The following is a 25,029-nucleotide window of genomic DNA, read 5'->3' as shown; positions in this document are numbered from 1 at the left end:
ATCAGTTCCGGTAGGGCTTGGGCGCACGTACCGGGGCAGCGTAGGGCGGTGCTTCAGGGACTTCATGCACCTCTTCCTCGGCGGGAACGACCGTGAGCATGGTGGCGGGCGGTGGCGGCTGGGAAACCGCCACCAGGGTTGCGGGTGCAAGGACTGGCGACACGATCGGCGCTGGCAGCAGCGGTGGCGGCGGCGGAGTGGGTGCCGCTGCTGCGATGGTGCCGGTGGTGTGCGCCGTCACGGGGCCGCAGCAATTCTCCGCCAGTGCGTAGAGTCCGGCGTCTGCTCCGCCCAGGGTGTAGCCGCTGTAGGTGATGCCGTGGGTGCCCGCTTCGGCCGAAGCGTAGTTGGCCACCGCATTCGGCCCGGCAACCAGGCTCACCCCGTTGGGATCGCCTTTGAGGCCGTCGAGGATCGCGGTGGTGGTGCCGTCGGCTTCACGGCCGACGGCCCGGGCGAACACCAGCATGTAGCTGCTCAGCGCCGCCCCTTCGGTCAGGGTGAAATGGGTGCTGTAGTCCGTCGGCGCCGTGTAGGACTCCGGGTTGTAGAAGATGGCTACCGGAGCCGCGGTGACCGTGGCCTGCGGGGCCAGTGGCGCGAAGCGCACGGTGCCTCCCTCGACGCCCGGGCCGGTGCCGTCGGTGTCCGCACGCAGCGTCAGTCCGCGGGACAGGCCAAGGCTGCGGGTGGGGTCGTCGGTGCCGCGCGTGACGGTGATGGCGCCGTCGATGTTGACGTCGTTGGCGGCGCACATCGCCAGGTTGCCGTCGGTCACGGTGATGTCGGCGAACTGGTTGACGTCGCGGCCGGCCGCCAGCAGCACGCTGCCGTTGGTCGTCGTGATCGCGGCGTTGACGTTGATGTCCTGGCCGCAGCACACGGAAAGATTGCCGTGGGTGGCGGTGATCGCGGCATTGATCTCGACGTTGCCGTCGGCGACCAGGCTCAGCGTGGTGGGCGCACCGCTGGCGGTCCAGGAGACGGCGTCGTTGACGAAGATGCTGCCGCTGCCCGTGCCGGAACCGGTGGTGTCGATGGTGATGTTGTTGGTCACCAGCTGCGCGGAAAGCGTCGTACCCGCGATGTTGTCGCCGTCGGCACTGCCGATGGTGAAGTCCTGCGAGCCGATCCGCCAGGTGCCGGTACTGCCGTTCGCGGCGGCCGTGCTCACCAGCAGACCGGCACCGATGTTGACGTTGGCGGCGGAGGTCTCGATGAAGCCACCGGCGCCGGCCGTCGGTGCACTGGCGTCGAGGACACCGCCAGCGTTGACCGTGCCGGTGGCGACGTCGGCCAGCAGCCGGATCGTTCCTTCGCGGTTCTCAAGTGTCTGCGCCTGGATCACGCCGGTGTTGTTGACCACCGTGTTGAGCAGGGTGCCGGCTGCCTGGGCCGTCAACAGCACGCGCCCACCATCTGCCTGGATCAGGCCGCCGTTCTCGACCAGTGCGTTGACCGCTCCCTGGGTCACCGACACGTTGAGCAGGCCATCGCCGGCGACGTCGATCGTGACGGCTTCCCCGCCGACCAGCGCGACGCTGCCCAACTGCGCCAGGATCACCCCGTCGTTGCGCACGTTGCGGCCCATCAGGGCCACATAGCCACCGTTGTTGGCCTGCAGGCTGCCCTCGTTGACCACGTCGCCGCTGCCCGCGTCGGTGAAGCGGAGGTTGCCGGCGAGGAAGTCGGCGTCGCCGAGGTTCATCGTGGTGGCGACCAGGCCGCCGACACTCACCGACGCGCCGTTGCCGAACAACACGCCGTTGGGGTTGACCAGGAATACCTGGCCGTTGGAAGTCAGCGTGCCCATGATCACCGACGGATCGGCGCCGACCACGCGGTTGAGCGCGATCGAGCTGGCACCGGGCTGCTGGAACACGACGGTCTGGTCGGCGCCGATGCTGAAGGATTGCCAGTTGATGATCGCCAGGTCGCTGCCCTGGGTGATCGTGGTCTGGTTGCCGCTGTGGACGATGCCGGCCTCGCCTGCGGCGACCTGGCCGCCGGTGGGCGCCGTGGATTGCGCGAGCGCTGGCGTGGCGAGGGCGAGGAGCAGGGCCGCGGAAAGGGTGGACACCGCGAAGCGCGTGGGGCTGGAAGCGATTGAATTGTTCATTGCGGATTCCATCGTTGGCCGCGTGAAGCGGCGCGGGTACGGCAGGATCATCAGAAGTACTTGACGGCCTGGATCCAGAATTGACCGGACTCGTGGGGTACGGTCACGGACTCCTCGTTTCCCAGCGGACGGGCGTAGTAGCTGCGCACCAGCCAGTTGCCGGGCTCGCTCCACATCGCACCGATGCCGGCGCCACTGAGGTCGCGCGTGTTGTCGCCGGCCGCCCACGGATTCTTGTTGACGGTGACGCGGCCGGCGTCCACGAATCCCAGCAGGTGCACCTGGCCAGGGACGTGGCCGGACATGCGCGACATCAGCAGCCTGCCTTCGACGCTGGCGACCACGCCCTCGTCGCCGACGCCTTCGCCCTGCGGATAGGCGCGCACGCCGTCCATGCCACCGAGCACGAACTTCTCCGACGGGTCGAGGTTCTTCGAGGCCAGCTGCGCGGTGAGGGCGGTGTTGATCGAGAACGTGTCGGTGACGTACTGCACGCGGCTGCCATGGACCCAGAGCTTTCCGTAGTCGCCGTGGGTGCGGGCGGTCGCTGCGTCGTTGGCCCGCGGAACCGGCGAGCGGATGTCCAGTCGGCCGCCGGACAGCATCATGTGGAAGCGGCTGTCGCCCCCGCCGAAGAGCGTGTCACGGAAGTCGCCGTAAAAGGAAAGGCCTGCCACGTTGGCATTGGCGCGGCGGGTGGCTTCCGGAAACAGGTCCAGACGGTCCTCGAACTGCCTGTGTTCCAGCGTCAGCCCCGCATGGAGGTTGGTCTGGCGCGACCGGACCAGCGGCACGACCCGAACAGGCTGGCGACCTTGGCGGTGCCGTTCGCGCCCAGCGGCGCGAACTGCTTGCCCAGTTCGTAGTCGAGATGGCTGTAGGCGGCGCCGAGCGTGGCGCGTCCCAGCATCGTCTGGTACGACGCGCGGCCATAGTTCAGGCCCGACCCGGAGGTCAGCAGGCGCAGGCTGGCAACGTCTCCGCGGCCGGCGAGGTTGTTGAGGTTCACCTGGCCGCCGACTCGATACTCGCCGGTGTAGGGGTTGCCGGCATTGTCGGCGTCGACGAATCCGGTGACCCGGCGATGCGGGTCGACCTCGATGATCAGGTCGCTGCTGCCGGGGGCGGTGCCCGGCGCAAGCGTCGAGCGGAAGTTGACGCCCGGAATGTCGGACAGACGCAGCAGGCGGCTCTCCAGCGGTTCGATCAGGATCGGTTCGCCGGTGCCCGGGTCGCCGAGGACATCGTGGACCAGGCTGTCGGAGAGTCGGCTGTTGTTGCGAACGATCACGTCGCCATGGCGGCCCTCGCTCACCGCGATGGTAACGGCGTGGTTGCTGATGTCCTGGGCCGGCAGATAGGCGTTCGCCACGAAGTAGCCGCGCTCGCGGTAGTAGGCCGTGACCCGCTCGGCCATGGCCCGAAGCTGGGGCAGGGTGGATTGCGTGCCCGGCACGAAGCCGGAAGCGGACCGCAGCTCGGCGTCCGGGAAGGCCGTGGCACCGGTGAAGCGCAGCTCGTTGACCAGCACCCGGGTGCCCTCGGTGCCCGGGTCGACGGCGGTCGTCGATTCCTCGATGAGCAGTCGCGGCGCAGCGCGGGGCTGGTCGACCGGCTGGGGCAGCTGGATGTACTGGCTGCCGGCGCCCGGCGGCTGTTGCGCGTAGGCGGTGTGGCTCAACGCAAGCAGCGCCAAGGGCAGGAGCTTCATTCGGATCGTCATGGATACCTTCCCCGGAGGGACTGTGCCGCGCCCACGGTCGGTGGGCGGGTGGAACGGGGGAGTTCGTGCCCGGAAGGGCGCTTGCCTCTATCCGGGGGGAACCGGGTCATCTGCCGGTGCAGGGGTCGGGACGAAGGCCGGGCAGATGGAAGACCGGGTAGGCGTGGGAGCCATAAGCGCCTTTTTCCGGGCGTGGTCAAGGCAGGTCGTGCAGGCACCATGGACGCGGTTCATGTGCCGGGAGACGGCCAGCACAGCGGGACGTCCGAGTCCGTGACGTGGTCGCTGATTCCAATGCTCGACGGGCACCTCGAGGTGCCCGGGGTCGAGATGAACCCGCGTTTGTTCCTCCAGTGGGGTGTGCACACGGAGGGAGGAATACAGCACACCCATCGATCCCGAGGGGAGAAGATCCGCGACAAGAGGCCGGGGTGCGTGGGCTTGAGAACGCAGCTCAGGCTTCGCAATGCTGTAAGTTACATAATATACATTATGCGCTATTAAGGAGGCGGGCGTGTCCGCTCGGCCGACCCCTTCCCGTTGACCAAAAGTACCCGGGGAGCAAAACACTACATGTGTGTGCCTGCGTGCCTGCGTGCCTGCGTGCCTGCGTGCCGCCGAAGAATGCGGCTGCCGCCGGGTACCCACTCCGCACGACAACCCAGAAACCGGAGATCCTCATGACTATTGCATCAACAACTCGTGTGATCGCACCCGGCCTGTTGCTGCTCAGCAGCCTGGCGCTGGCCAATGGACCTCAGCCGCATGAAACGTTCACGTTTACCGGCCCGGCATTCGACATTGCCGCGACTCCCAGCGGCAGTATCCTGGTGGCCGATTTCGATACCGTCAGGGAAATTCGCGCCAACGGTGTCCGCGACCTCATTTCACTGCCGGTTGTCATGGATAAAGGCGGCTTTGGTGCAATCGCGCCGACTTTCATCAATGGGCTGGAGCCGATTGGCAATCGCAGTTTCTTTGCCACCCGCTCTGGACTGGACCTGGCCGTGGGGGCCGCACTGTTCCGCGCGAACCCTGGTTCAAGGGAGCATCTACGTGTTGCCGCAGATATCGAGAGCTTCACTTTAGGTAACTGGCCGGTCAATGCCCCGGGACAGAAGCCCGGCTGGAAGAACTTCGCGTGCGAGCCGCCTGGTGGGTTCTCAGCCGGCCCGCAGACCAATCCGTACCATCTTACGGCCCTGTCCCCCAACGATGTGCTGATTGCCGATGCGGCGGGCAACACCTTGCTGCATGCCAACCGCAGGGGCAAGGTCGACGTTGTTGCCACATTCGACCCGGTAGTCGATCCGGACACCCAGGAGCCCCTGGTGCAGTTCCCGCTGGATGAGAACACCAATTGTCCGGTCGAACCGGTTCCGACCGCGGTTGCTGTCGGGGCTGATGGAGCCTACTACGTCGCTGAGCTCACTGGTGCCGTGGGCGAGAACTTTCTCGGCCAGCCCACACCGCCAGGCCTTGCCAGCGTATGGCGAATCGAGCCTGAAGCGCGTAACGTCAAGTGTCCGTCGGATGAATGCGCCAAGGTAGTCACTGGCCTGAATTCGATCATCGATATCGAATTCGGACCTGGTGGACAGCTCTACGTTGTCGAGTTCGAGGAAAACGGCTTCCTTGCCGCGGTGGCCCCCGATCTCGGGATTCCCGTGGTGGGTGGAAGCGTCAAGCGCTGCAACGTTGCCGAAAACAGCTGCGAAATCATTGTCGGCGGCGACGGCAGCCTGTTTCTACCGGGCGCCATTACTTTCGACAGGAACGACAACCTCTGGCTGCTGGACAACGTGTTCGCACCGACTGTTCGCCGAATAGATTGGTAATAGACGCGACTGTCCCGGCGTCGGAGTCAATCCGGCGCCGGCTGCCAGCCGTAGGGGGGCGTTCGCCAAGACCAGCAACTCGGCGCCCGACCGACTAGTGTCCCCATCCAACCTGATCGGCCCCATAGCCGGCGATGGCTCTCGTTGGGTCTGGGGCACGTAACGTTGTCCGCTGCCCGTCTACACGCGCGTTCCAGCTAGTGACACCGACCGGGATCGGATTGGTCGGTGTTTGACGTCAACAAGTTACACCCGCAAGTGTCAACACTCGCCCGTTTTCAGTGCCAACAACCCACCCCAATTTTTGCGCGCGGTCGACAAGTCGCCTCATCTTTCGGCGAGGCTGTTAAGGCGCGTCCAATATTGACCAGCCCTGCGCGATGAAAATTGACCAGGGCATGGACCGGGGGAGTCCAGCCCCGGGGTTGTTCGCAGTGTAGCCTCAGCCGCCGCTTTCGGTAGCCGGCTCGGCATCCTCCTTCGCCTGTTGTGTCCGGGCCTGCTCCCGGGCCCGGATCTTGGCCTTGACCGTCCGGCTGCTGTGCCGGAACCGGTAGGAGTCGTTGCCGGTCTCGACGATGTGGCAGTGGTGGGTCAACCGGTCCAGCAGCGCCGTGGTCATCTTGGCGTCGATGAATACGTTCGCCCACTCGGCGAACAGCAGATTGGTGGTGATGACCACGCTGGTGTGTTCGTAAAGCTTGGATAGCAGGTGGAACAGCAGCGCTCCGCCGGCCTGGCTGAAGGGCAAGTAGCCCAGCTCGTCCAGGATCACCATGTCCAGATTCAGCAGCTGGTTGGCCAGGCGGCCGGCCTTGCCGGCCGCCTTCTCCTGCTCCAGGGCGTTCACCAGCTCGATCGTGCTGAAGAACCGCACGCGCTTGCCGTGCCGGCCCACTGCCTCCACGCCAAGCGCCGTGGCCAAGTGGGTCTTGCCGGTTCCGGTGCCGCCGATCAGAACGATATTCTCGGCCCGCTCAGTAAACGCCAAGGTCGCAAACTGCTCGATCTGACGCCGGTCGACCTTGGACTGTTCAAACTCGAACCCCGCCAGGTCCCGGTGCAGCGGGAATCGGGCCGCGTGCATCTGGTAGCGCACTGACCGCAAGGCGCGGTCGGTCGTCTCCGCTTCCAGCAGATGCCGCACGATCCACTCGGCGCGGCCACGTCGGGGCCGCCATTGTCCAGCAACTCGGCATAGCCGCCGGCCATGCCGTGCAGCCGCAAGGCCTTGAATGCCGCGATCAGCTCACTCACGGGCCACCTCCGCACGCAGGTGGTCGTAGCGGGCTGTGTCAGCCAGCGGGGCGGTGGTCACGGTCAGCGCCGTCTCCACACGATCCGGTGGGGGGCCTTCGTGCAGCCGCGCCAGCAGGTTCAATACGTGCTCGCCGCTGGGCCGGCCCGATTCCAGCGCCAGTTCCACCGCCACCAGCACCGCCTCCAGGCCAAACCGCGGCACCGCCGCCAGCACCTGGGCCATCACCCGGTCGCCGCCGGCCCGGCGCAGCAAGTGCCGGCTCAGTTGCAGCAACGCCTCAGGCAAGTCGGCGAACGCGCCCCGTTGCGTAGCGCGCCGGGCTTGCGTTCGATCAGCGGTACGTAGTGCCGCCAGTCGTAGACCACCCGGTCCCGGTCAAGGATCCGAGCGTGCTCAGCCACCACGGCGCGGTTCGCCACCACGGCCACCCGCTCGGGGTACAGGTGCACCACCACCCGGTGCCCGGCCAGGGCGCACGGCACGGAATAGCGGTTGCGGGCCACCGTCACCAGGCAGGTGCTCGACACCCGGGCATCGGCCTCGACGTAGCCGTCGAACGCCGCCGGCACCGGCATGAGCTCCGGCAGTTCCAAGGCCCGCGCCTCGGCGATGCTCATGTCCCGACAGTCCGGATGCGGCGCCGACCAGCCCTGCGTGCACTGGGTCGCCAGCCACACGTTGAGCTCGGCGAAGCTGCTCCAGCGCTCTTCCTGCGCCCGCTGCCAGATCCGCCGCCGGCCATCCAGTACCGCCTTCTCGACCCGGCCCTTCTCCCAGCCCGACGCCACGTTGCAAAAGTCCGGCTCGAACAGATAGTGCGTCGCCATCGCCAGGAACCGGGTGTTCACCTTGCGCGCCCGGCCCGGCCCCGGAACGGCCAGTGTGTGGATTCTGCCTCACGGATGCCGTCGCCACCACAAGGGTTTAGGGAATGTCGATGATGCAGATCGACACGGAGCACCCCGAGACATCCAAGCCTGTGTAGTCGGTCATTTCACTTCTCCTAACCCAAGGCCGGGCTTTCTGGCCTTAGGGCGAGCTCGACCGAGAGTCAGTCCGCCCGATTACCGATGCTTCGGGTCGAGCCGGGCCGTCGGTCGTCACTTTGGCTGCCGGCCATAGGGGGACGTTCGGCAAGGCAAGCGCTTTGCGCCCGACTGACAATTGTCCCCATCCAACCTGAGCGGCCCCATAGCTGACTATGGCTCTCGCTGAATCTTGGGCAAGTAACCGTTGTCCTCTGCCCGTCCGCACGCGCGTTCCAGCAAGTTACCAGAGCTTGGCAGGGCAGATGCGTGATGGGTGTTTTCGACGTCGATTCCGAACCCGGCCCGAGGGCGCCTGGCCAGAGCGAACGCTGGTTGGCGGCGTCGGTGAGTGGCCCGACACTGCCCGTACCGCGTGAACTGCGGCTTGATGACTTCATCCTGCGCCACCTTTCCCCTGACCAGGAAATCATCTGCGGTCCCGATCGCCATGATGGCCGGCAGCTGCGCCAGGCGGTCGAGGCGCTAGCGTCTATGCTGCGAGCGCGCGGGATTGGACCTGGCTGTCGGGTCGGCATCTGCCTGGAACGCGAATTCTGGATGCTGGCCGCACCCCTTGCGGTCCTGCGCGCCGGCGCCTGCTACGTGCCCATGGACCCGCTGTTTCCCGAGGCGCGCCTGGCCATGATCGCCGAGGACGCGTCGCTGGACCTGCTGATCACGACCGCAAGCCAGGTCCCCTGGGCCGGGGGCACGCCACTGCTGGACCCCTCCACGGTGAAGGATCACGGTGGAATGGCGCTGGCGATGCCACCCGAGATCCCGGACAGCGACAGTGCCCGGGAACCGGCCTACCTGATCTACACCTCCGGCTCCACCGGTCGTCCGAAGGGCGTAGTGCTGAGCCATCATTCGGTGGTCAATTTCCTGATGAGCATGCGTCAGCACCCGGGACTTTCCCCACGCGACACGATGGGCGCACTGACGACCCTATCCTTCGACATCGCCGTGCTGGAGCTCTTCCTGCCCCTGCTGGTCGGTGCACGTCTCGTTATTCTGGATCTCATCGACCCGCTGGAGATCATGCAGGCTATCGAAGTGGAGCAGATCACCGTCCTTCAGGCGACGCCACCGACCTGGATCGGATTGATGGGCGAGGGCTGGCAAGGGCGAGCGGATTTCCGCGTGCTTGTGGGTGGCGAAGCCCTGGCACCGGACTTGGCACGACAGCTGCTCGACCGCGCAGTCGAAGTGTGGAACCTCTACGGTCCCACGGAGACCACGGTGTGGTCGACGCTGTGGAAGGTCCACGAGCCTGCAGCCGGAATCCGCGTCGGCCGGCCGGTGGGCAACACCCACATCGTGCTCCTCGACCAGCAATTGGAGCCCTGTACACCCGGACACACGGGCGAAATCTGCATCGGTGGCGCAGGCGTTGCCCTGGGCTACCTCGGGCGTCCGGAGTTGACTGCCGAGCGCTTCATCCCCGACCCCGCGGGCGCGGACCCGACCGCGCGACTTTACAGAACAGGGGACCTGGGGCGTTGGGACACCCGTGGCGAACTCGAGCACCTGGGCCGGATTGATTTCCAGCTCAAGATTCGCGGATACAGGGTGGAACCCGGTGAAATCGAAGTTCGGCTCCGCGAGCACCCCGACGTAGACCAGGCGGTCGTCGTCGCCCTTGAATTCGGTGCGAACGATGTCCGCCTGGTGGCCTACCTGACACCGGCCTTCGGGCGTGAACCGGACATAGCGGCGATGCGCCGCCATCTCGCGCAGTGGCTTCCCGCCTACATGCGGCCACAACATCTGGCCGTGCTGCCTGCGCTGCCGCTCACACCCAACGGCAAAATCGACCGTCGCGCCCTGCCCAACCCCATCGGGCTGCCCCGGCTCACCTGGCTGGAGCGTGCGCCGCAGCAGGACGGGAAGCTCGATTCGGCGGAGTCATGAGCGCGAGGCTGCTCGCGCGCTCCCCGCGCCTGCCCACGGGCGACAACCGATCCCAGCCTCGGCACCCTGCCGCCAGAAGCGACCGTTAGGTTCAATCTTTGTGGTCGGCCAAGTGCGAGGACAAGAGGCCCTCCGGGCGGACGAGCAGATTTATCCATGCCTCTTGTCGCTTCCACGCGTTCCTGAATGGGCCGCCCAATCCTCGACTCGGCGGCACCCCTCGAGTTCGCGCGGCGAGAAGCAGCGGCCTATACTCCGAAAATGCCCGCGTTGTCCGCCAATTTGATCCGTCTGCTGCTGTTGCTCGCACTGGCGTTTAGCGGCTGGGCTCCTGCTGCGCACGCGCACGTGAAAGGTCCAGCGGCAGCCGCGGGAGCCGATCAAGTTGCCGGTTTGCCCGACTGCCATGAACGGACTGAGCGCCTGGGGGGCGCCGGCGAAGCGTGCGGCGATTGTTGTGACGTCGGCAGCTGCCAAGGCTGCAGCTGCGCGATGGCGTGCGGCACCGCGCTTCCTTTGAGCAGCGCCAGCCCTGCTGGATGGATCGCTTCTCCAGCGTTGTGGCCTGGCCCGGCCGGTGCAACGCGTGCCCGGCCGTTTGGCAGTCCCCTTAGGCCACCGATCGCCTGACTCCGTGGACGGCGCGCCGCGCGGGTAGTGCAACCCGCCCACTTGCGCGCCATGCCTGGCCCTACCGAGGGCCGCCACCCGATTTTCGGAGTCACCAATGACCAAACCCCTATACCGGGCCTTGGGCCTGGCCGCGTTGCTGCCGGCGCTGGTCGCCTGCGCCAGTTTCTCTCCCCAACGCGCTGGCGAGCAGGCCCTGGAGCTGGCGGCAGTGCCAATAGGTCCAGCTGCTAGCGAAAACGAGGCTTCAACTGCGGAGCAGCGTCAGGCCCTGCTGATGCTGCCACTGGAACGCGAACACGCAGTGAGCCTTGCGCTTGCCGGAAATCCCGACCTGAAGATCGCATGGTCAAGGCTTGGCATAGGAGCGGCTGAAGCGTTCGTCCGCAGTTGACTCGCTACTGGCCTGAAGAGGCGTGGCTTCCGGTCCAGCTACCCGGTACATGGGACCCGGCTGCTCGACCCCTGTCGCTGTGCCCGGAATGCGCTCGTTTTGGATACCACTCCTCGATTCATCAGCTTCCGCACATCAAGCGATGTCCATGGCATCGAGTTCGTCTTCTTAGTGCTTGCCCCCGTTGCAAGTCCGACCTGCACCCAAACTTTCCTGGGTCTGATGATATCGGCGTTTGCAGGTGTACCCACGACTTCTTCTCCCATGGCCGAGCCAGCGTCCGGCAGAAGGAGTTTCCTGCGGGAGATGTGCTTCGGGTTGGCCTCGGGGATTGGATTCGTGCTTGTTCGCATCGAGCAACTTGGACGGTGTTGAGCCCTGATGGCCGTTGTCCAGCCGATGCCACACTGGACTGCCTTATCGGTTCTTCAGGATTCGATGCTGACGAATCTCGCAGGCCACTCGGGATGACACACCGCAGAATCAAAGCTCCCCGACGGCCGCTCAGATTTGATGAAGCCGATGTATTTACGCTCACGCAGCTTGCAAGCGACAAGCCCTTGCCGTTCGGACGGCTGTCGTTGGAGACAGCGAATCCGCTGTTTCGGGTTTGGGAAGCTGCTGTTCTCGCCGCTCAGGCTCCAGACGCCTCATCTAGCCTAGTGAGGCATCTGAAACCCTCTCGGGTGATCCCACCTTTTAGCAATAACGGAGATGCATCCCCGCCCTGGATGAACTTGACGGCAATCCCCAGTCCCGCGTTGGCCCTGGTCGGCAGGCTGGTGGTTTGGCTGGTTCCAGATCACGCAGCAAACATCAGTCCACTCCTCCCTCCGATGGCCCCGGACGTGAGGAGAAGCAAGCGCCTGCTGAACAGCGACGATGTTGGATGCTGTGTCTTAGTGATCCGACGAATCTTGGCGCGGGGCCTTTGGGAAGGCGCGATTCGAGTACTCGCGTCTCACTCGCGATCCCCGAACGGCAAGCTGCGAGAGGGGCCCGCCCCATCTCTCAGTTGGCCCTATTGTCTGCTGAAGCTCGATGCAGGACGGATTGTGGAGCTTCACCTGCATTGGGTTCCGATGAGTCTCAACGAACAGTGCGAATTGGCCCCATTTGACGACCCGGTACGTCGAATCTCTCGCCCAGCTCGACGCCCCCGCTCCTCCAAACCCAAACTCTGCAAGAAATCTAAGTGAGATTGGGGCAGCACATGGCCTGCCGGATCCTCCTGAGACCTAACCTTCGCCGAAATTGGGGCGACTTGTTGGCGCTTCGATGAAATATGAGGCGGCGCTTTGGCGCCTCACAGGAATATCGGGCGTCCTGTTGCCGCTTTGACAAAAGTTGGGGTGAGACTTGGCGCTTTCACGAAATTTGGGGCGTCTTGTTGACGCACGCACAGCCAACTAGCGAAACGCGCACTCCGCCCCGAGGCCCTTTATTCAATACCTTACGGTGGGGTCACCTTATGGCGTCAACCACGAGCCGAGCCACCTCGTGCTCCGTGGACCTGCATGCACTGATGCGTGCGTGGCCGACCACCTCGCCGGTCACCCGCAATCGGTCGCCGGGCTCTGCCGACGTCGCCACGTCCATTCCCCGGGCCTGGCAGAGATTGATCCTTGCCGGAACCAGTACGGTGACGCGGCCGTGCGCAGATGAATCCACCATCATGATGCCGTCGCCATCGACCATCCAGGGATCCCTGTCGTAGCTCGTCACCACGCCATCGATCGTTGCCACCCGGCCAATCGAAGGCCACTGGGCATTGCCGCGCTCGAACGCGCATCCCACGAGAACCACGAGTACGGCCGACCAGCTGATGCAAACACGAGAACGCATGGTTCACTCCTTTTGGGCCACGAACCGGTCCGGGTAGAACGCAGCGGCCATGCTAGCCTGAAGTCCGTATGGCTGTTCCGTCCCCGCCGCCGTCCTAGGGACTGCCCCCGTGCTCCTGGTCCTCAACCCCGGCAGCTCTTCCCTGAAGTCCTGCTGGTTTTCCGACGATGGATACCCACGGCTCGAGGCGACCAGCGTGCCGGTGGACTGGCATGTGCCGGAATCAGCCACTACGGCCCTGGAGCAGACGCTTGCCGACGCTGGCCTCGATCCACCGGCATGGGTCGTCCATCGGGTGGTGCACGGCGGTGCGCTGTTCCGGCAGCCTGTGCTGGTGACGCCGGAGGTCCGCGCGCAGATCGCCCGCCTCGCGCCGCTTGCCCCGCTGCACAACCCCATCAGTCTCGCACTCATGGATGCATGCCAGAGCCGCATGCCCGGGGCGTCGCAGGCCGCGGTTTTCGACACCGCGTTCCACCATACGATTCCCGCCGAGGCGGCCACGTACGCACTGCCCTCCTCGCTTGCCCAAAACCACGGAGTGCGTCGCTACGGTTTCCACGGCATATCCCACGCCGCCGTCGCCCGGCGCACTGCCCAGGCGATGGACAGGTCGCCGGAGCAGCTGAACATCATCAGCCTGCACCTGGGCTTCGGGGCCAGTGCCTGCGCGATTTCCGGGGGGCGAAGCGTGGACACGTCGATGGGCATGACGCCCACGGAGGGTCTGGTGATGGGAACGCGCTGCGGTGACCTGGATCCCGGCGCGATCGTGCATCTCCTGAGGTCCGGGGAGTTCGATGCCGGAGGGCTGGACGACCTCCTGAACCGGCGAAGCGGCCTGCTTGGCCTTTGCGGGCACGCCGACATGCGTCGGGTCCGGGAATCGGCGCGCACTGGGGACCCGGCAGCGCGACTCGCGCTGTCTGTGTACGTCCATCGCCTGCGGCGTTGCATCGGCGGCCTCATCGCGGTGCTCGGTCGGGTCGACGCCCTGGTGTTCACCGGGGGCGTGGGCGAGAACGATGCCTCCCTGCGCGAAGAGGCCTGCGCCACGCTGGCGCCGTTCGGAGTCGTCCTGGACCCGGCCAGCAACGATGCGTCGGTCGAGGACGTCGTGCGTGTCAGCGCACCCTCCTCGGCCGTTACGGTGCTGGCGATGCGTGCCAATGAAGAAGAGGAAATGGTACGCCAGTGGCGCCTGATGATGGATCGGCAAGGAGAGCAGCAATGAGCAACGGCACATCGATCGACGAGCAGGAGCTGGACGCGCTGGACGCCTACTGGCGCGCCTGCAACTACCTCGCCGTGGGCATGATCTACCTGCAGGACAATCCCCTGCTGCGTGGACCGCTCGAGCCTGAACACATCAAGCAGCGCCTGCTGGGGCACTGGGGTTCCAGCCCCGGGCTGTCGTTCGTCTACGTGCACACCAACCGCCTGATTCGCGATCACGATGTCGATGCGATCTTCATTGCCGGCCCCGGACACGGCGCGCCGGGCGTGCTTGGGCCGGTGTACCTGGAAGGCGCGTACTCCGAGACCTATCCCGACAAGGGCGAGGACGAGGAAGGCATGCGGCTCCTGTTCCAGCAGTTCTCCTTCCCGGGAGGCTTCGGCAGCCACTGCACGCCGGAGCTGCCCGGCTCCATCCACGAGGGTGGCGAGCTGGGCTACAGCCTTTCGCACGCCTTTGGCGCGGCCTTCGACAATCCCGACCTGCTGGTGGTCGCCGTGGTCGGCGATGGGGAGGCGGAAACCGGACCGCTGGCCACCGCCTGGCATTCGAACAAGTTCCTGAGCCCGAAGCGCGACGGCGCCGTGCTGCCGGTGCTGCACCTCAACGGCTACAAGATCAACAACCCCACGGTGCTGGCGCGCATACCGGAAACAGAGCTGGTCAGCCTGCTGCGTGGCTATGGCTGGGAACCCATCATGGTGTCGGGCAGCGAGCCGATGGATATGCATCGGCAGATGGCCGAGGCGATGGACCACTGCCTGTCACGGATCCGTGCGATTCAGCAGCAGGCCCGGCAGACGGACGAAGTGACGCGACCGACCTGGCCGATGATCGTGTTGCGCTCGCCCAAGGGATGGACCGGGCCCAAGGAGGTCGACGGGCACAAGGTCGAAGGCTCCTGGCGGTCCCACCAGGTTCCACTCAAGGATGCCCGCGGAAACGAGGCACACCGGCGTGCACTGGAGGACTGGCTACGCAGCTACCGACCCGAGGAGCTGTTCGACGACCACGGGCGCCTCGTCCCTGCCCTGCGCGAACTGTCTCCGCGCGGCACCCGCCGCATGGGCGCCAACCCGCATGCAAACGGTGGCCTGCTGCGTCGCGACCTGCGCATGCCCGACTTCCGCAGCTACGCGGTGGCGGCAGGCACCCCCGCCACGCTGCGGGCGATGAACACGCGGCCCTTGGGGGAGATGCTGCGCGACATCATGAAGCGCAATCCGGGCAACTTCCGACTCTTCGGGCCCGACGAGACCAGCTCGAACAGGCTCGATGCGGTCTACGAGGCGTCAGGGAAGTTCTGGCTCGACGGCATGCTTCCCGAGGACGCCGACGGTGGCCACCTGGACCCGGAGGGCCGGGTGATGGAGATCCTTTCCGAACATACGCTCGAAGGCTGGCTGGAGGGCTATGTGCTGACCGGCCGCCATGGCCTCTTCGCCACCTACGAAGCCTTCGTGCATGTCATCGACTCGATGTACAACCAGCACGCGAAATGGCTGGCGATGTGCAGGGACCTGCCGTGGCGCGCGCCGGTGGCCTCGGTCAACCTGCTCATCACGTCCACCGTCTGGCGGCAGGACCACAACGGCTTCACCCACCAGGACCCGGGGTTCCTGGACATCGTCGTCAACAAGAGTCCGGAAGTCGCCCGCATCTACCTGCCACCGGATGCCAACTGCCTGCTGTTCACGGCAGACCACTGCCTGCGCAGCCATGACAACGTCAACGTGATCGTCTGCGACAAGCAGGACCACCTGCAGTTCCTGGACATGGAGGCCGCGATACGACACTGCACCAAGGGCATCGGCATCTGGGACTGGGCAAGCAACGACCAGGGCTGCGAAACCGACCTGGTCATGGTCGGCTGCGGCGACATCGCCACCCTGGAGGCGCTGGCGGCCACCGCCCTGCTCCGGGAGCACTTCCCGGCGCTGAAGATCCGCTTCGTCAACGTGGTCGACCTGTTCCGGATGACGCCACGCGAGGAGCACCCCCACGGGCTCGATGATGCCGACTTCGACTCGCTGTTCACGCGCGACAAGACGATCATCTTCAACTTCCACGGCTACCCGTGGCTGATCCACCGGCTCGCCTATCGTCGGACCAACCACGGCAACCTTCACGTCCGGGGGTACAAGGAGCGCGGGGGCATCAACACCCCGATGGAGCTCGCGATCGAGAACAACATCGATCGGTTCAGCCTCGCCATCGAAGCCATCAACCGGGTGCCGCAGCTGGCCGCCACCGGGGCCCACGTCAAGGAGAAGCTGCGTGACGAGCAGATCGACTGCCGCCGCCACGCGCACGAGTACGGCGTGGACAAGGCCGCGATCCGCGAGTGGACCTGGCCGCATTGACTCGCCGGACCGGTCTATTGGGTGGCGGTGCCGCTCACGGATACGCTACCAGGGCGGCATCGATGCGTCGTTCGCTGGCCACGAAGGCGCAAAACGGTCCGTCGAGTTCGATCCGCTGAAGCCACCACGGTGAAGAACCGGCCGGTGGCGGCAGCCTGTGCCATCCGCCGCGGGTGTCGACTGGAACCGACAGCGGATCCAGCTGCAGGCCGAGCCCGCACGCCTTGAGCAGCGCTTCCTTGGCGGACCAGTGACGGGCCAGCTCGCGCGGCTGGTCGTGGGACGGACATTCATGGAACCGGGCCAGTTCTGTGGCAGACAACACGTCCACCGCCAGTCGCCCGGTGTCGCGACCGATCCAGCCCTCGACGTCGACGCCGACCTCGCAATCCGCGATCGCCAGCAGTGCCCTCCCCTGGCAATGGCTCAGGTTGAAGTGGAATCCCTGCAGCCGGGGCGTGGCAAGCAAGGGCTTGCCGTGGCAGCCGGTGGCAAACCCGAGACTCGCGGCGTCCACGCCGAGCGCTTCGGCGAGGACGAGGCGCGTGGCAGCGTGAGCTGCGACGAAACGCTGCCGCAGGAAAGGTGTCGCCATCCGGGCGGCACGCCGGCGTTCCTCGTCGTCGAGCAGGTCAAGCCCGTTCAGGGCCGACCTTCCATCGAGGGCGTCCAGATCGATGTCGAAGACCTGTAAGCCGCCCCGCCATGCGTTCGCTTCTGGGTGCATGGGTTCAATTTCGCATGCGCCGTGCCACGCCGACCAGCCCGATCGGCGCTGGCGCCGCGCAAACGAAGGCGCCCCGCTAGAGCGGGGCGCCTTCTTCCTTCAACGGGTGATGCCGGAGCCCTACTCCACCAGCCCGTGCGGGAGCTGGAGCATGTAGGCCTCGATGTCGCCGTCCGAAGACGAGCCCCAGTTGGAGTTGTACATCACCCGGGTGAAGTCGTTGTTGACCGTCGCCACGGGGGTCGACCAGTAGCTGTTCGCGGACGAACGGTGGTGGCCCAGGTTGATGATGGTCGGGTTGGCCTTGAGCTCGACCGCCATCAACTTCTGGCTCAACCAGTTGCCGCTGCTGCCGTAGGTCGACAGCAGGACCCAGCCGGGCACTTGGCTGTTGCGCGCGGAGATGTGGTAACCGGTGGCCGTGCCGCCGATGTAGGTGCTGAACATCGAGGTGTGGGCGCCGGTGTCCAGGTTGATCATCTTCAGGCTGCCGTCGGTGTCGTAGTCGACGAAGACGTACAGGTCCTCGCCCGCCTTCGACAGCGCCAGGTCGGAATGCTCCGAGGCCGCGTGCAGGTGGCGCGACGAGCTGAAGTCACGGCTGTAGGAAGTCGTACCGCCGTTGGCCCGGACATGGGAGACCACGCAGTGGCGACCCGATGCGGACATGCTGACGTGGTCGGGGCGCGCACTCATCGAACGCGTTCCCACCACCGACTGGGTCTGGAGGTCGTAGGTGAAGACGCCGCGCATCGTGTCGCCCGACCCCTGGGCCATCAGGCACCAGTAACGGCCGTCATGGGACGGGGCACCTTCCCAGCGCGTCCAGACCCGGGTGACACCACTCCACGGCAACCCGACGTTGTTGAAGTCGACCAGCGTGGTGACGGTGCCCGTCTCGACGTTGATCTCGGACAGCTGCATGCGGTTGTTGCGGTGGAAGAAGCGCAGCCGGTCCGGATCGGTCGGGTGCCACTGGGCATCGCCATCGTCACCCCCCAGCTCTGGCAGCGCCCGGATGTAGGCGAGGCTGTTGCCGTCGTAGAGGTGGTAGGTGCCGTCACCGGCGACGACCATGATGCGGGAGTCGTCGGCATTGAACGCCTGTTTGCGTGAATACGGGGTCCGGGCGAACTGGTTGGTCGGCTCGTTGCGGTGGTCGGTGGCGCGAACGACACAGGTGCCGTAGGCCGAGTCCGTCACGGCTTCACCCTTCGCCGGGCGGGGCCGCGAATCGGGAGCCACGTTGGACTGGCCCAGGATCGGGGTGTAGCCACCGTCATAGTGGCCGGCGCAGGCCTCGACACTCAGGCCCGGCGGCAGCGGCGCCGGAGACGGCGGCGGCGGCGTAGGAGCAGGCGGCGGCGTGGGGCCCGGGGGCGGCGGCGTCGGGGCAGGGCCGGGACCCGGAGGCGGCGTCACCACGGGCGGGGCGGCGCTCGGAAAGGCCCAGGCGAAATTCAAATAGTCGAACGGAACGGTGTGCGCACCCACCGTCTGCGCGGGCAGGATCGGTACCGGGGTGGCATTGATGGGCGTCTGGCCGGCGATGTTGGTGACCGCAGCGCTGCTCCACGTCAGTGGTTGCTGCGACCACGTGGGCATGGCCAGCTCCGGCAGGGCCTGGGCATTTGCCAGCCCGGAGACCAGCGCTATCGAAAGTACAGTGCCAGAAATGGCACGCAGGTGCTTGATATTCAAAGTTAACCTCACGCTGCCCTGGGGGGTGGGCAGTGCGAAGACTGTGTGAAATTTTGAAAATCAAAACTGTGAACTGCGCCGCATTTTTTTTCGTCCAAGGAACTGGAACATTGGACAGCCCCCGGGTTCGCGTAAGGGCGGGATCTCAGGCCCAGGCCTTGCGCACGGGTTAAGTGCCAGTTCAAACCTGTAGGCTGGAAACTGGTGGGTTGGCAGGCATGGGATCGTCCAAACGAACACGCCCCGCGCGAGCGGGGCGTGTCCGGAGCAGCCAGGGCATCAGCCCCCTTTACTCCACCAGTCCGTGCGGCAACTGGATCAGGTAGGCGTCCACGTCGGTAGCCGACGTCGAGGACCAGTTCGAATTGAACACCACGCGCGTGAAGTCGCGGTTCACCGTGGCCGTCGGTGCCGTCCAGTAGCCGTTGGAGGCCGAATGGTGGTGCGCCAGGTTGATGATGGTCGGGTTCTGCTTGAGCTCGACCGCCATCACCTTGCGGTGCAGCCAACGCTCGGTACCGCTGCTGCTGTAGGTCGACAGGAGGATCCAGCCCGGGGTGTCCAGGTTCCGTGCCGAGATGTGGTACGCGGTAGCGGAGCCGCTGATGTACGTGCTGAACATCGAGGTATGGGCCCCGGTATCCAGATTGATCATCTTCAGGCTGCCATCGGTGTCGTAGTCCACGAACACGTACAGGTCGTCGCCGTTCTTGGCCAGGGCCAGGTCCGAGTGCTCCGAGGCGGCGTGCAGGTGGCGCGACTGGGTCAGGTTGCGGTTCCAGGAGGTGGTGCCTCCGTTCGCCCGCACATGCGAGACCACGCAATGGCGGCCCGAGGGCGACATGCTGACGTGATCGGGGCGTGCACTCATCGAACGCGTGCCGATGATCGACTTGGTCTGCAGGTCGAACGTGAACACGCCGCGCATGCTGTCGTTGCTCCCCTGGGCCATCAGGCACCAGTAGCGACCGTCCTTCGACGGAGCGCCCTCCCAACGTGTCCAGACCCGGGTCACCCCGCTCCACGGCAATCCGACGTTGTTGAAGTCGACCAGCGTGGTGACGGCACCGGTGCGGACGTTGATCTCGGCCAGCCGCATGCGGTTGTTGCGGTCGAAGAAGCGCAGCCGGTCCGGGTCGGTCGGGTGCCACTGGGCATCGGCATCATCGCCGCCGAGCTCCGGCAGGGCCCGGATGTAGGCGAGGCTGTTGCCATCGTAGAGATGGTAGGTGCCGTCGCCCGCCACGATCATCATGCGCGAGTCATCGACGTTGAACGCCTGCTTGCGTGAATACGGCGTCCGGGCGAACTGGTTGGTCGGCTCGTTGCGGTGGTCGGTCACGCGAACAACGCAGGTACCGAAACGTGCATCGGTGGTGCGCACGTTCTTGGCCGGACGAGAGGCCGAGGGCTGGGTCAGCGACGATTGGCCAAGCACCGGGGTATAGCCGTTGTCGTAGTGCGTGGCGCACGCGTTGACCATCGAACCCGACGGCGGGGTGGGCGGCGGCGGCGTGGGTTCCGGCGGCGGCGGCGGTGGCGGAGTGGGTTCCGGTGGCGGCGGCGGCGGGGTCGGCTCGGGCTCCGGCTGGGGCAGGTTCTCCTCGATCACACGGCGGGCACGGCCACGCGAGTGCGGCGGCGGTGAGGATGGGGTGGCTGAACTTCCGGTATCGACCATCAGGCGGTCGTTGGCGGAGACGGAGATCGGAGCCGCGGAACCCACGACACCCAGGATGAAGGCTACTGCCGGAACGGCAAGTACACCGAAATTTGCTCGCTTCAATTTCTTCCTCGCTCTCTACGCTGGGGGATGCGTAGCAGGGCGAACTTTGCTTTTAAGCTGCGAGTCAAATCTGTGACAGCGGTGTCAAAATTTTTCACCCAAGGAACTTCGGGGCGCCGAAAGGGCCGTCGAGCCGCTCGATACGGGCAGGGGAAAGCGGATCCTCCGTCAACTGTTCAGCGTTAATTCATACTCGAATCCCGGAAAAGGGCGCCGACAGTTGTCCACACGGCCTTCACGCGACCGAATCGGCCTTGCCCCGGGAGCGACCGGCCCGAAAATTTGACGGGGGATTCACGCGCCGGGCTCGGCCCTCCGCCTTCCCCGGGCGTCGCAACCGCCCCGCCCTACCCCGCCAACCGTTCCCTGTGGGGGCTTGCCGCCACGCTCTGCGCCTGGAGCCATGCCTGGAACATGAGGATTCCCCACAAATGGTACTGCCAGTCCCGCTGCCCCGAGCGGTGCTCGGCCCACTTGCGTTGCACCTTGGGCACGTCGAGGTACCCCTGGGCCCGCATGGCTGCGGGATCCAGCAGGGCGTCGGCCCACTCCCGAAGCGGGCCCCTCAGCCAGGCTGCCATGGGAACGCCGAAACCCATCTTGGGTCGATCGATCATCTTGCGGGGCACGTAGCGGTACAAAAGCTGCCGCAACACCCATTTGTCCTGTCCATCGCGCCACTTCCTGTCCAGTGGCAACGAGAGCGCGAAGGCCACCACCCGGTGGTCGAGATCGGGATCCGGGTCTCCAGGCTCACGGCCATGGCCGCGCGATCGACCTTCGCGAGGATGTCGTTGGGCAGATACTCCAGCAGGTCGATGACCCCCAGGCTCTCGGCGAACCCCATCGCCCCGCGCCACGCGGCGGTCTGCTGGTAGGCGGTGTCTCGTGGGCGAGCCCCCAGCACGACGGATTCCAGGCCGGTCCAGCCCGACATCATCGCGTGGTAGCGGGCCATCGGGTCCCGGGCCAACAGCAGATCCCCGAACCGTTCCAGGCGGGCGGCGTCGAGGTGGCGCAGTCTGGACGCGGCGGGCACCCTCGCCCCCACCTGCCTCAGGCCGGCCAGCACCCATCCTGGCGTGCGTTGGGCGGTATGGCCCAGCGCGCGTCGCATGGCCCCCGGCAGGCGTTCCAGGCCGCGCTTCTGCTGGCTGGCCTCCAGATAGCGCGGATAGCCCAGGAACAGCTCGTCGCCGCCGTCGCCGGACAGACTGACCGTGACGTGCTGTCGGGCCAGGGCCGATACCAGGTAGGTGGGAATCTGGGAACTGTCGGCAAACGGCTCGTCATACAACGTGGGCAGGCGCGGGACCACATCCAGCGCATCCTCCGGCCGAACATACAGCTCCGTATGCTCGGTGCCCAGGTGGCGGGCCACTTCACGGGCATGCCCCGCTTCGTTGAACCCCTCCTCGTCGAAGCCGATGGTGAAGGTCTTCACGGGCCGGCGGCTGCGCGCCTGCATCAACGCGACGATGGTCGAGGAATCCACGCCCCCCGAGAGGAACGCCCCAAGCGGCACGTCGGCCACCATCTGCAGGCCCACCGCATCCCCCAGCAGTCCTTCCAGCTGGTCGACAGCCTCTTCGGCGCTGCCCGGGAAGGGATGTCGCGCGCCTTCGGCCGCGGCCTGGGCCACCGACCAGTACGCCTGCGGTTGCGGCAGGTGCGCGCCGCGCAGGTCGCGCTCACGCAGGCGCAGCCAGGTTCCGGCGGGTAGCTTGTGGATCCCGGCGTAGATCGCGTAGGGCGCCGGGAGCGCGTTGTAGTTGAGCATCAGCCCTAGCGCATCCCGGTCGATCGCGCCCTGGAACCCCGGCACGTGGCGCAGGGCCCGCACCTCCGAGGCAAACACGAAGGCCCCGTCGACGTAGCCGTAGCACAGCGGTTTCTCACCGATCCGATCGCGCAGCAGCCACAGCTCGCGCGTGCGCCGGTCCCACAGGGCGATCGCGAACATGCCGGTGCAGCGCTGGATCGCCTCGATGCAGCCCCAGGCGTCGATCGCGGCGAGCAAGGTCTCGGTGTCGGAGTGTCCGCGCCAGGCAGGGGCCTTGCCAGCCTCCTCGAGTGCATGCCGCAGCGATTCGTGGTTGTAGATCTCGCCGTTGAACACGATCACCCAGCGACCGGAGGCCGACACCATCGGCTGGTTCCCGCTCTCGCTCAGATCGAGGATCGCCAGGCGCCGGTGGCCCAGTGCAATGCCGGCCGTCTCATCGCTCCACACGCCCTCGTCGTCGGGGCCGCGGTGCGCGATCGACCGGGTCATCAGCGGCAGGCAATCGCGAAGGCGGGCGAAGTGGCTAAGTCCCCACGCCCCGGCTACCCCGCACATGTCCCACTCCCTTCGCAGGCGCCCGCGAGGGGTCTCAGGCGCGTTTCTGGAACACGAGCTCGTGGCATCCCGACCCCCGGTTTGGAATCCCCTTCAACAGGTCGAAACCCCTGGCGCCCATGTAGTCGACCAGCACTTCGTAGCGTGCCACCTCGAAGGGAAAGCCGCCCATCCAGTCGAGCAGGTCGTACTTCGCGCTCATTCCACGCCCTGGCTTGTACTCCAGCAACGGGCGAATCGCGACCATCGGCCTCAACTTCAACGTCTGCTTGATGATGTTGAGTGCGGTGAGGGTGTGCGACACCGTGTAGGCATAAGGCGTCTTGAGCATGCGGGGCATGCGGATGTAGTAGTACTTGATGAGCCACCACACGCGCGACCACCAGCCTTCATCGTTGTATATCGCGATGAACAGGCGCCCGCCGTCGGCCACGCGCTGGATCGTGTTCTCCAGGGCCAGCCACATGGAGCCGGTGTGGTGGAGCACGCCCCAGGAATAGACCACGTCGAACTGGCCCAGTTGCGCCATGAAGGCGCCATCGAGGACGCTGCCCTGCCCGACCTGCCATTCCTTCCCGCGCTCCGCGCCATAGCGGCGATGCAGTTCACGGGTACAGGCCACCGACTGCGGATCGAAGTCGAACGAGCGCACGCGCGCCCCGAGCCGGTGCGCGGCGAGGCTGGACAGCCCGCTGCCGGAACCGATGTCGAGGAAGCTCTTCCCCGCAAGCGAGCCCTCGCCCAGCATCGATTCGAGTGCGGCCTGGGCTTCGTCGATGCGCTCGTCGTTGAGCACGCCCAGGAACCGTGACCAGTTCTCACCGAACTCGAAACGCTCGCTTGTGTCGAAGTCGGTTCGTGTCATTTCCATTGTGTTTCCCACCAGCACAGATTCGATGCGATTCCCCGTAGGTCACGTCGTGAGTGGCCGGCAACGGCCATCGACGCCGCCGCGATGCGTGCGTCATTCCCGCGCACCCTGCAGCAGCGCTGGCGGCACGACGATCAAATAGACGTCCATGTCGCCTTCGCGCCCGCTGCCCCAGTTGGAGTTGAAGAGCACCCGCGTGAACTGGCGGTTGACCGTGGCTACCGGTGCCGTCCAGTAGTTCGAGAACCTGGAGTGGTGTCGGGCCAGTTCCACCACCCGCGGGTCCTCGACCAGTTCCACCGCCAGGACGCGGCCATGCAGTGGCTGCTCCGGCCCCTTGCTGGCGTAGGTGGACATGACCACCCAGCCGGGTCGGTCGATGTTGCGCGCCGACACGTGGTAGGCGGTCGTGCTGCCGTCGATGTAGGTCGGCAGGAGCCGGGTCCGGACCAGCGTGTCGAGGTCCAGCGCCACCAGGTAGCCGTCGGTGTCGTAGTCGACGAAGACATACAGGTCTTCGCCGCCCCGACCCCGCGCCAGGTCCGAGTGCTCCGAGGCGGCATGCAGGAGCCTCGACCGGCCCAGTGCCCGGTCCCACACCCGCGTCCCGCCGTCATCGCGCTCGTGCGACACCACGCAGTGTCGGCCCGAGGGCGACATGCTCACGTGATCGGGAGCGCGGTCCATGGTCCGGTGGGCCAGCACCACGTCCTGCTCGAGGTCGTAGGTGAACACACCCTGGAAATGCTCCCCTCGGCTGTAGGCCATGAGGCACCAGTAGCGCCCGTCTGCGGAGGGGCTGCCTTCCCAGCGCGTGGTGACCCGGTCCACACCCACCCACGGCAGCGGCTTCCTCGTGAAATCCACGAGCACCCGCGACTCCCCGGAGTCGAGGTCGAGCTCCGCGATCGCTGCCCGGTTCGCGCGCGGGAAATACCTCAGCAGGTGCGGCGTGCCGGGGTGCCATTGCGGCTCTCCATCGATGCCGCCCACGTCGGGCAGCTCGCGCACATGCGCGAGCTCCTGCACCGAGTGCAGGTGGATCATTCCATCTCCGGCCAACACGACCATCAGCGTGTCGTCGGCATTGAAGGCCTGGGTGCGCGAGTACGGAACCCGGGCGAAATCCCCCACCGGCTGGGACCTGTGGTCGGTGGCGCGGACGATGCAGGTCGAGTCGCCGGGCCCGGAGATCGCCTGGCCCAACGATGGCCTCATCCTCGCCCCTGCCGGCGACTGGCCCGATGCCGG

At 66.0% G+C, this 25,029-nt stretch carries 15 protein-coding genes and 3 pseudogenes; 6 read left to right on the top strand and 12 right to left on the bottom strand.

Features of this window, described 5'->3' with window-relative positions:
• Position 1: 1 nt before the first annotated feature.
• Genes FU658_RS06305 through FU658_RS14710 form a run of 3 tightly spaced genes read right to left on the bottom strand, consistent with a single transcriptional unit; the run spans position 2 to position 3,842 of the window.
• Positions 2–2,119 carry a two-partner secretion domain-containing protein gene (locus FU658_RS06305; protein WP_222708366.1) on the bottom strand — a complete coding sequence of 706 codons (2,118 nt, stop codon included), beginning with the start codon at positions 2,117–2,119 and terminating at the stop codon, positions 2–4.
• 50 nt (positions 2,120–2,169) lie between these two features.
• Positions 2,170–2,913 (bottom strand): BamA/TamA family outer membrane protein, encoded by a 744-nt coding sequence (locus tag FU658_RS14715; RefSeq protein WP_222708365.1) that lies wholly within the window; start codon positions 2,911–2,913, stop codon positions 2,170–2,172.
• Positions 2,868–3,842, bottom strand: coding sequence for a ShlB/FhaC/HecB family hemolysin secretion/activation protein (locus tag FU658_RS14710; RefSeq protein ID WP_222708364.1), 975 nt, complete (start codon positions 3,840–3,842; stop codon positions 2,868–2,870). The genes FU658_RS14715 and FU658_RS14710 overlap by 46 nt, the downstream gene beginning before the upstream one ends.
• A gap of 680 nt (positions 3,843–4,522) precedes the next feature.
• Between FU658_RS14710 and FU658_RS06295 the strand changes: the two genes are divergently transcribed.
• A complete protein-coding gene (locus tag FU658_RS06295) occupies positions 4,523–5,680 on the top strand; it encodes a ScyD/ScyE family protein (protein WP_147891304.1) in 1,158 nt (385 codons plus the stop codon).
• 442 nt (positions 5,681–6,122) lie between these two features.
• Here FU658_RS06295 and istB read toward each other — a convergent pair.
• Positions 6,123–6,892, bottom strand: a pseudogene (istB, locus tag FU658_RS06290) (IS21-like element helper ATPase IstB).
• 37 nt (positions 6,893–6,929) lie between these two features.
• Positions 6,930–7,804, bottom strand: a pseudogene (locus FU658_RS06285) (Mu transposase domain-containing protein); the annotation flags it as partial.
• 498 nt (positions 7,805–8,302) lie between these two features.
• On the opposite strand from FU658_RS06285, the gene FU658_RS06280 reads away from it, so the two are divergent.
• The 3 genes from FU658_RS06280 (at position 8,303) to FU658_RS06270 (ending at position 10,907) form a co-directional block, all read left to right on the top strand.
• Positions 8,303–9,883 (top strand): amino acid adenylation domain-containing protein, encoded by a 1,581-nt coding sequence (locus FU658_RS06280; RefSeq protein ID WP_187265954.1) that lies wholly within the window; start codon positions 8,303–8,305, stop codon positions 9,881–9,883.
• 186 nt (positions 9,884–10,069) lie between these two features.
• Complete coding sequence (locus FU658_RS15980) at positions 10,070–10,513, top strand: CopL family metal-binding regulatory protein (RefSeq protein WP_147891302.1); 444 nt, start codon at positions 10,070–10,072, stop codon at positions 10,511–10,513.
• A gap of 97 nt (positions 10,514–10,610) precedes the next feature.
• A complete protein-coding gene (locus tag FU658_RS06270) occupies positions 10,611–10,907 on the top strand; it encodes a hypothetical protein (RefSeq protein ID WP_147891301.1) in 297 nt (98 codons plus the stop codon).
• Between the two features lie 1,464 nt (positions 10,908–12,371).
• On the opposite strand, the gene FU658_RS06265 is transcribed toward FU658_RS06270, so the two are convergent.
• A complete protein-coding gene (locus FU658_RS06265; RefSeq protein ID WP_147891300.1) occupies positions 12,372–12,752 on the bottom strand; it encodes a hypothetical protein in 381 nt (126 codons plus the stop codon).
• A gap of 109 nt (positions 12,753–12,861) precedes the next feature.
• Here FU658_RS06265 and FU658_RS06260 point away from each other — a divergent pair, with 109 nt between their 5' ends.
• Entirely contained in the window at positions 12,862–13,986 is a 1,125-nt protein-coding gene (locus FU658_RS06260; RefSeq protein WP_147891299.1) for an acetate/propionate family kinase, read from the top strand.
• Positions 13,983–16,352: a phosphoketolase family protein gene (locus FU658_RS06255; protein ID WP_147891298.1), complete on the top strand. Its 2,370-nt coding sequence runs from the start codon at positions 13,983–13,985 to the stop codon at positions 16,350–16,352. Before FU658_RS06260 ends, FU658_RS06255 begins: the two co-directional genes overlap by 4 nt.
• Before the next feature lie 34 nt (positions 16,353–16,386).
• Here the strand turns inward: FU658_RS06255 and FU658_RS06250 are convergent, their stop codons facing one another.
• From FU658_RS06250 to FU658_RS06220, 6 genes and pseudogenes are all read right to left on the bottom strand, one after another.
• A complete protein-coding gene (locus FU658_RS06250; RefSeq protein WP_147891297.1) occupies positions 16,387–17,079 on the bottom strand; it encodes a 4'-phosphopantetheinyl transferase family protein in 693 nt (230 codons plus the stop codon).
• A gap of 120 nt (positions 17,080–17,199) precedes the next feature.
• Complete coding sequence (locus FU658_RS06245; protein WP_147891296.1) at positions 17,200–18,684, bottom strand: hypothetical protein; 1,485 nt, start codon at positions 18,682–18,684, stop codon at positions 17,200–17,202.
• A gap of 385 nt (positions 18,685–19,069) precedes the next feature.
• A complete protein-coding gene (locus FU658_RS06240; RefSeq protein WP_187265953.1) occupies positions 19,070–20,566 on the bottom strand; it encodes a hypothetical protein in 1,497 nt (498 codons plus the stop codon).
• A 347-nt stretch (positions 20,567–20,913) separates the two neighbouring features.
• Positions 20,914–22,907, bottom strand: a pseudogene (gene asnB / locus FU658_RS06230) (asparagine synthase (glutamine-hydrolyzing)).
• 34 nt (positions 22,908–22,941) lie between these two features.
• On the bottom strand, positions 22,942–23,778 hold the full coding sequence (locus FU658_RS06225; RefSeq protein ID WP_147891293.1) for a class I SAM-dependent methyltransferase: 837 nt from the start codon (positions 23,776–23,778) through the stop codon (positions 22,942–22,944).
• Between the two features lie 93 nt (positions 23,779–23,871).
• Entirely contained in the window at positions 23,872–24,996 is a 1,125-nt protein-coding gene (locus FU658_RS06220) for a hypothetical protein (protein WP_147891292.1), read from the bottom strand.
• Between the last annotated feature and the right edge of the window lie 33 nt (positions 24,997–25,029).

Origin of the sequence: Alkalisalibacterium limincola (assembly GCF_008017755.1) — a bacterium.
Classification (GTDB): Bacteria; Pseudomonadota; Gammaproteobacteria; order Xanthomonadales; family Xanthomonadaceae; genus Alkalisalibacterium; species Alkalisalibacterium limincola.
The sequence above is the reverse complement of the archived record's forward strand: the minus strand, read 5'-3'. Positions and strand labels throughout refer to the sequence as shown.

Coding starts and splice junctions, on each gene's coding strand:
- FU658_RS06255 (WP_147891298.1), top strand. CDS start 13,983: ATGAGCAACGGCACATCGATCGACGAGCAGGAGCTGGACGCGCTGGAC.
- FU658_RS15980 (WP_147891302.1), top strand. CDS start 10,070: ATGGGCCGCCCAATCCTCGACTCGGCGGCACCCCTCGAGTTCGCGCGG.
- FU658_RS06245 (WP_147891296.1), bottom strand. CDS start 18,684: ATGCCCACGTGGTCGCAGCAACCACTGACGTGGAGCAGCGCTGCGGTC.
- FU658_RS06305 (WP_222708366.1), bottom strand. CDS start 2,119: ATGAACAATTCAATCGCTTCCAGCCCCACGCGCTTCGCGGTGTCCACC.
- FU658_RS06250 (WP_147891297.1), bottom strand. CDS start 17,079: ATGCACCCAGAAGCGAACGCATGGCGGGGCGGCTTACAGGTCTTCGAC.
- FU658_RS06225 (WP_147891293.1), bottom strand. CDS start 23,778: ATGGAAATGACACGAACCGACTTCGACACAAGCGAGCGTTTCGAGTTC.
- FU658_RS06220 (WP_147891292.1), bottom strand. CDS start 24,996: ATGAGGCCATCGTTGGGCCAGGCGATCTCCGGGCCCGGCGACTCGACC.
- FU658_RS06265 (WP_147891300.1), bottom strand. CDS start 12,752: ATGCGTTCTCGTGTTTGCATCAGCTGGTCGGCCGTACTCGTGGTTCTC.
- FU658_RS06270 (WP_147891301.1), top strand. CDS start 10,611: ATGACCAAACCCCTATACCGGGCCTTGGGCCTGGCCGCGTTGCTGCCG.
- FU658_RS06295 (WP_147891304.1), top strand. CDS start 4,523: ATGACTATTGCATCAACAACTCGTGTGATCGCACCCGGCCTGTTGCTG.
- FU658_RS14710 (WP_222708364.1), bottom strand. CDS start 3,842: ATGACGATCCGAATGAAGCTCCTGCCCTTGGCGCTGCTTGCGTTGAGC.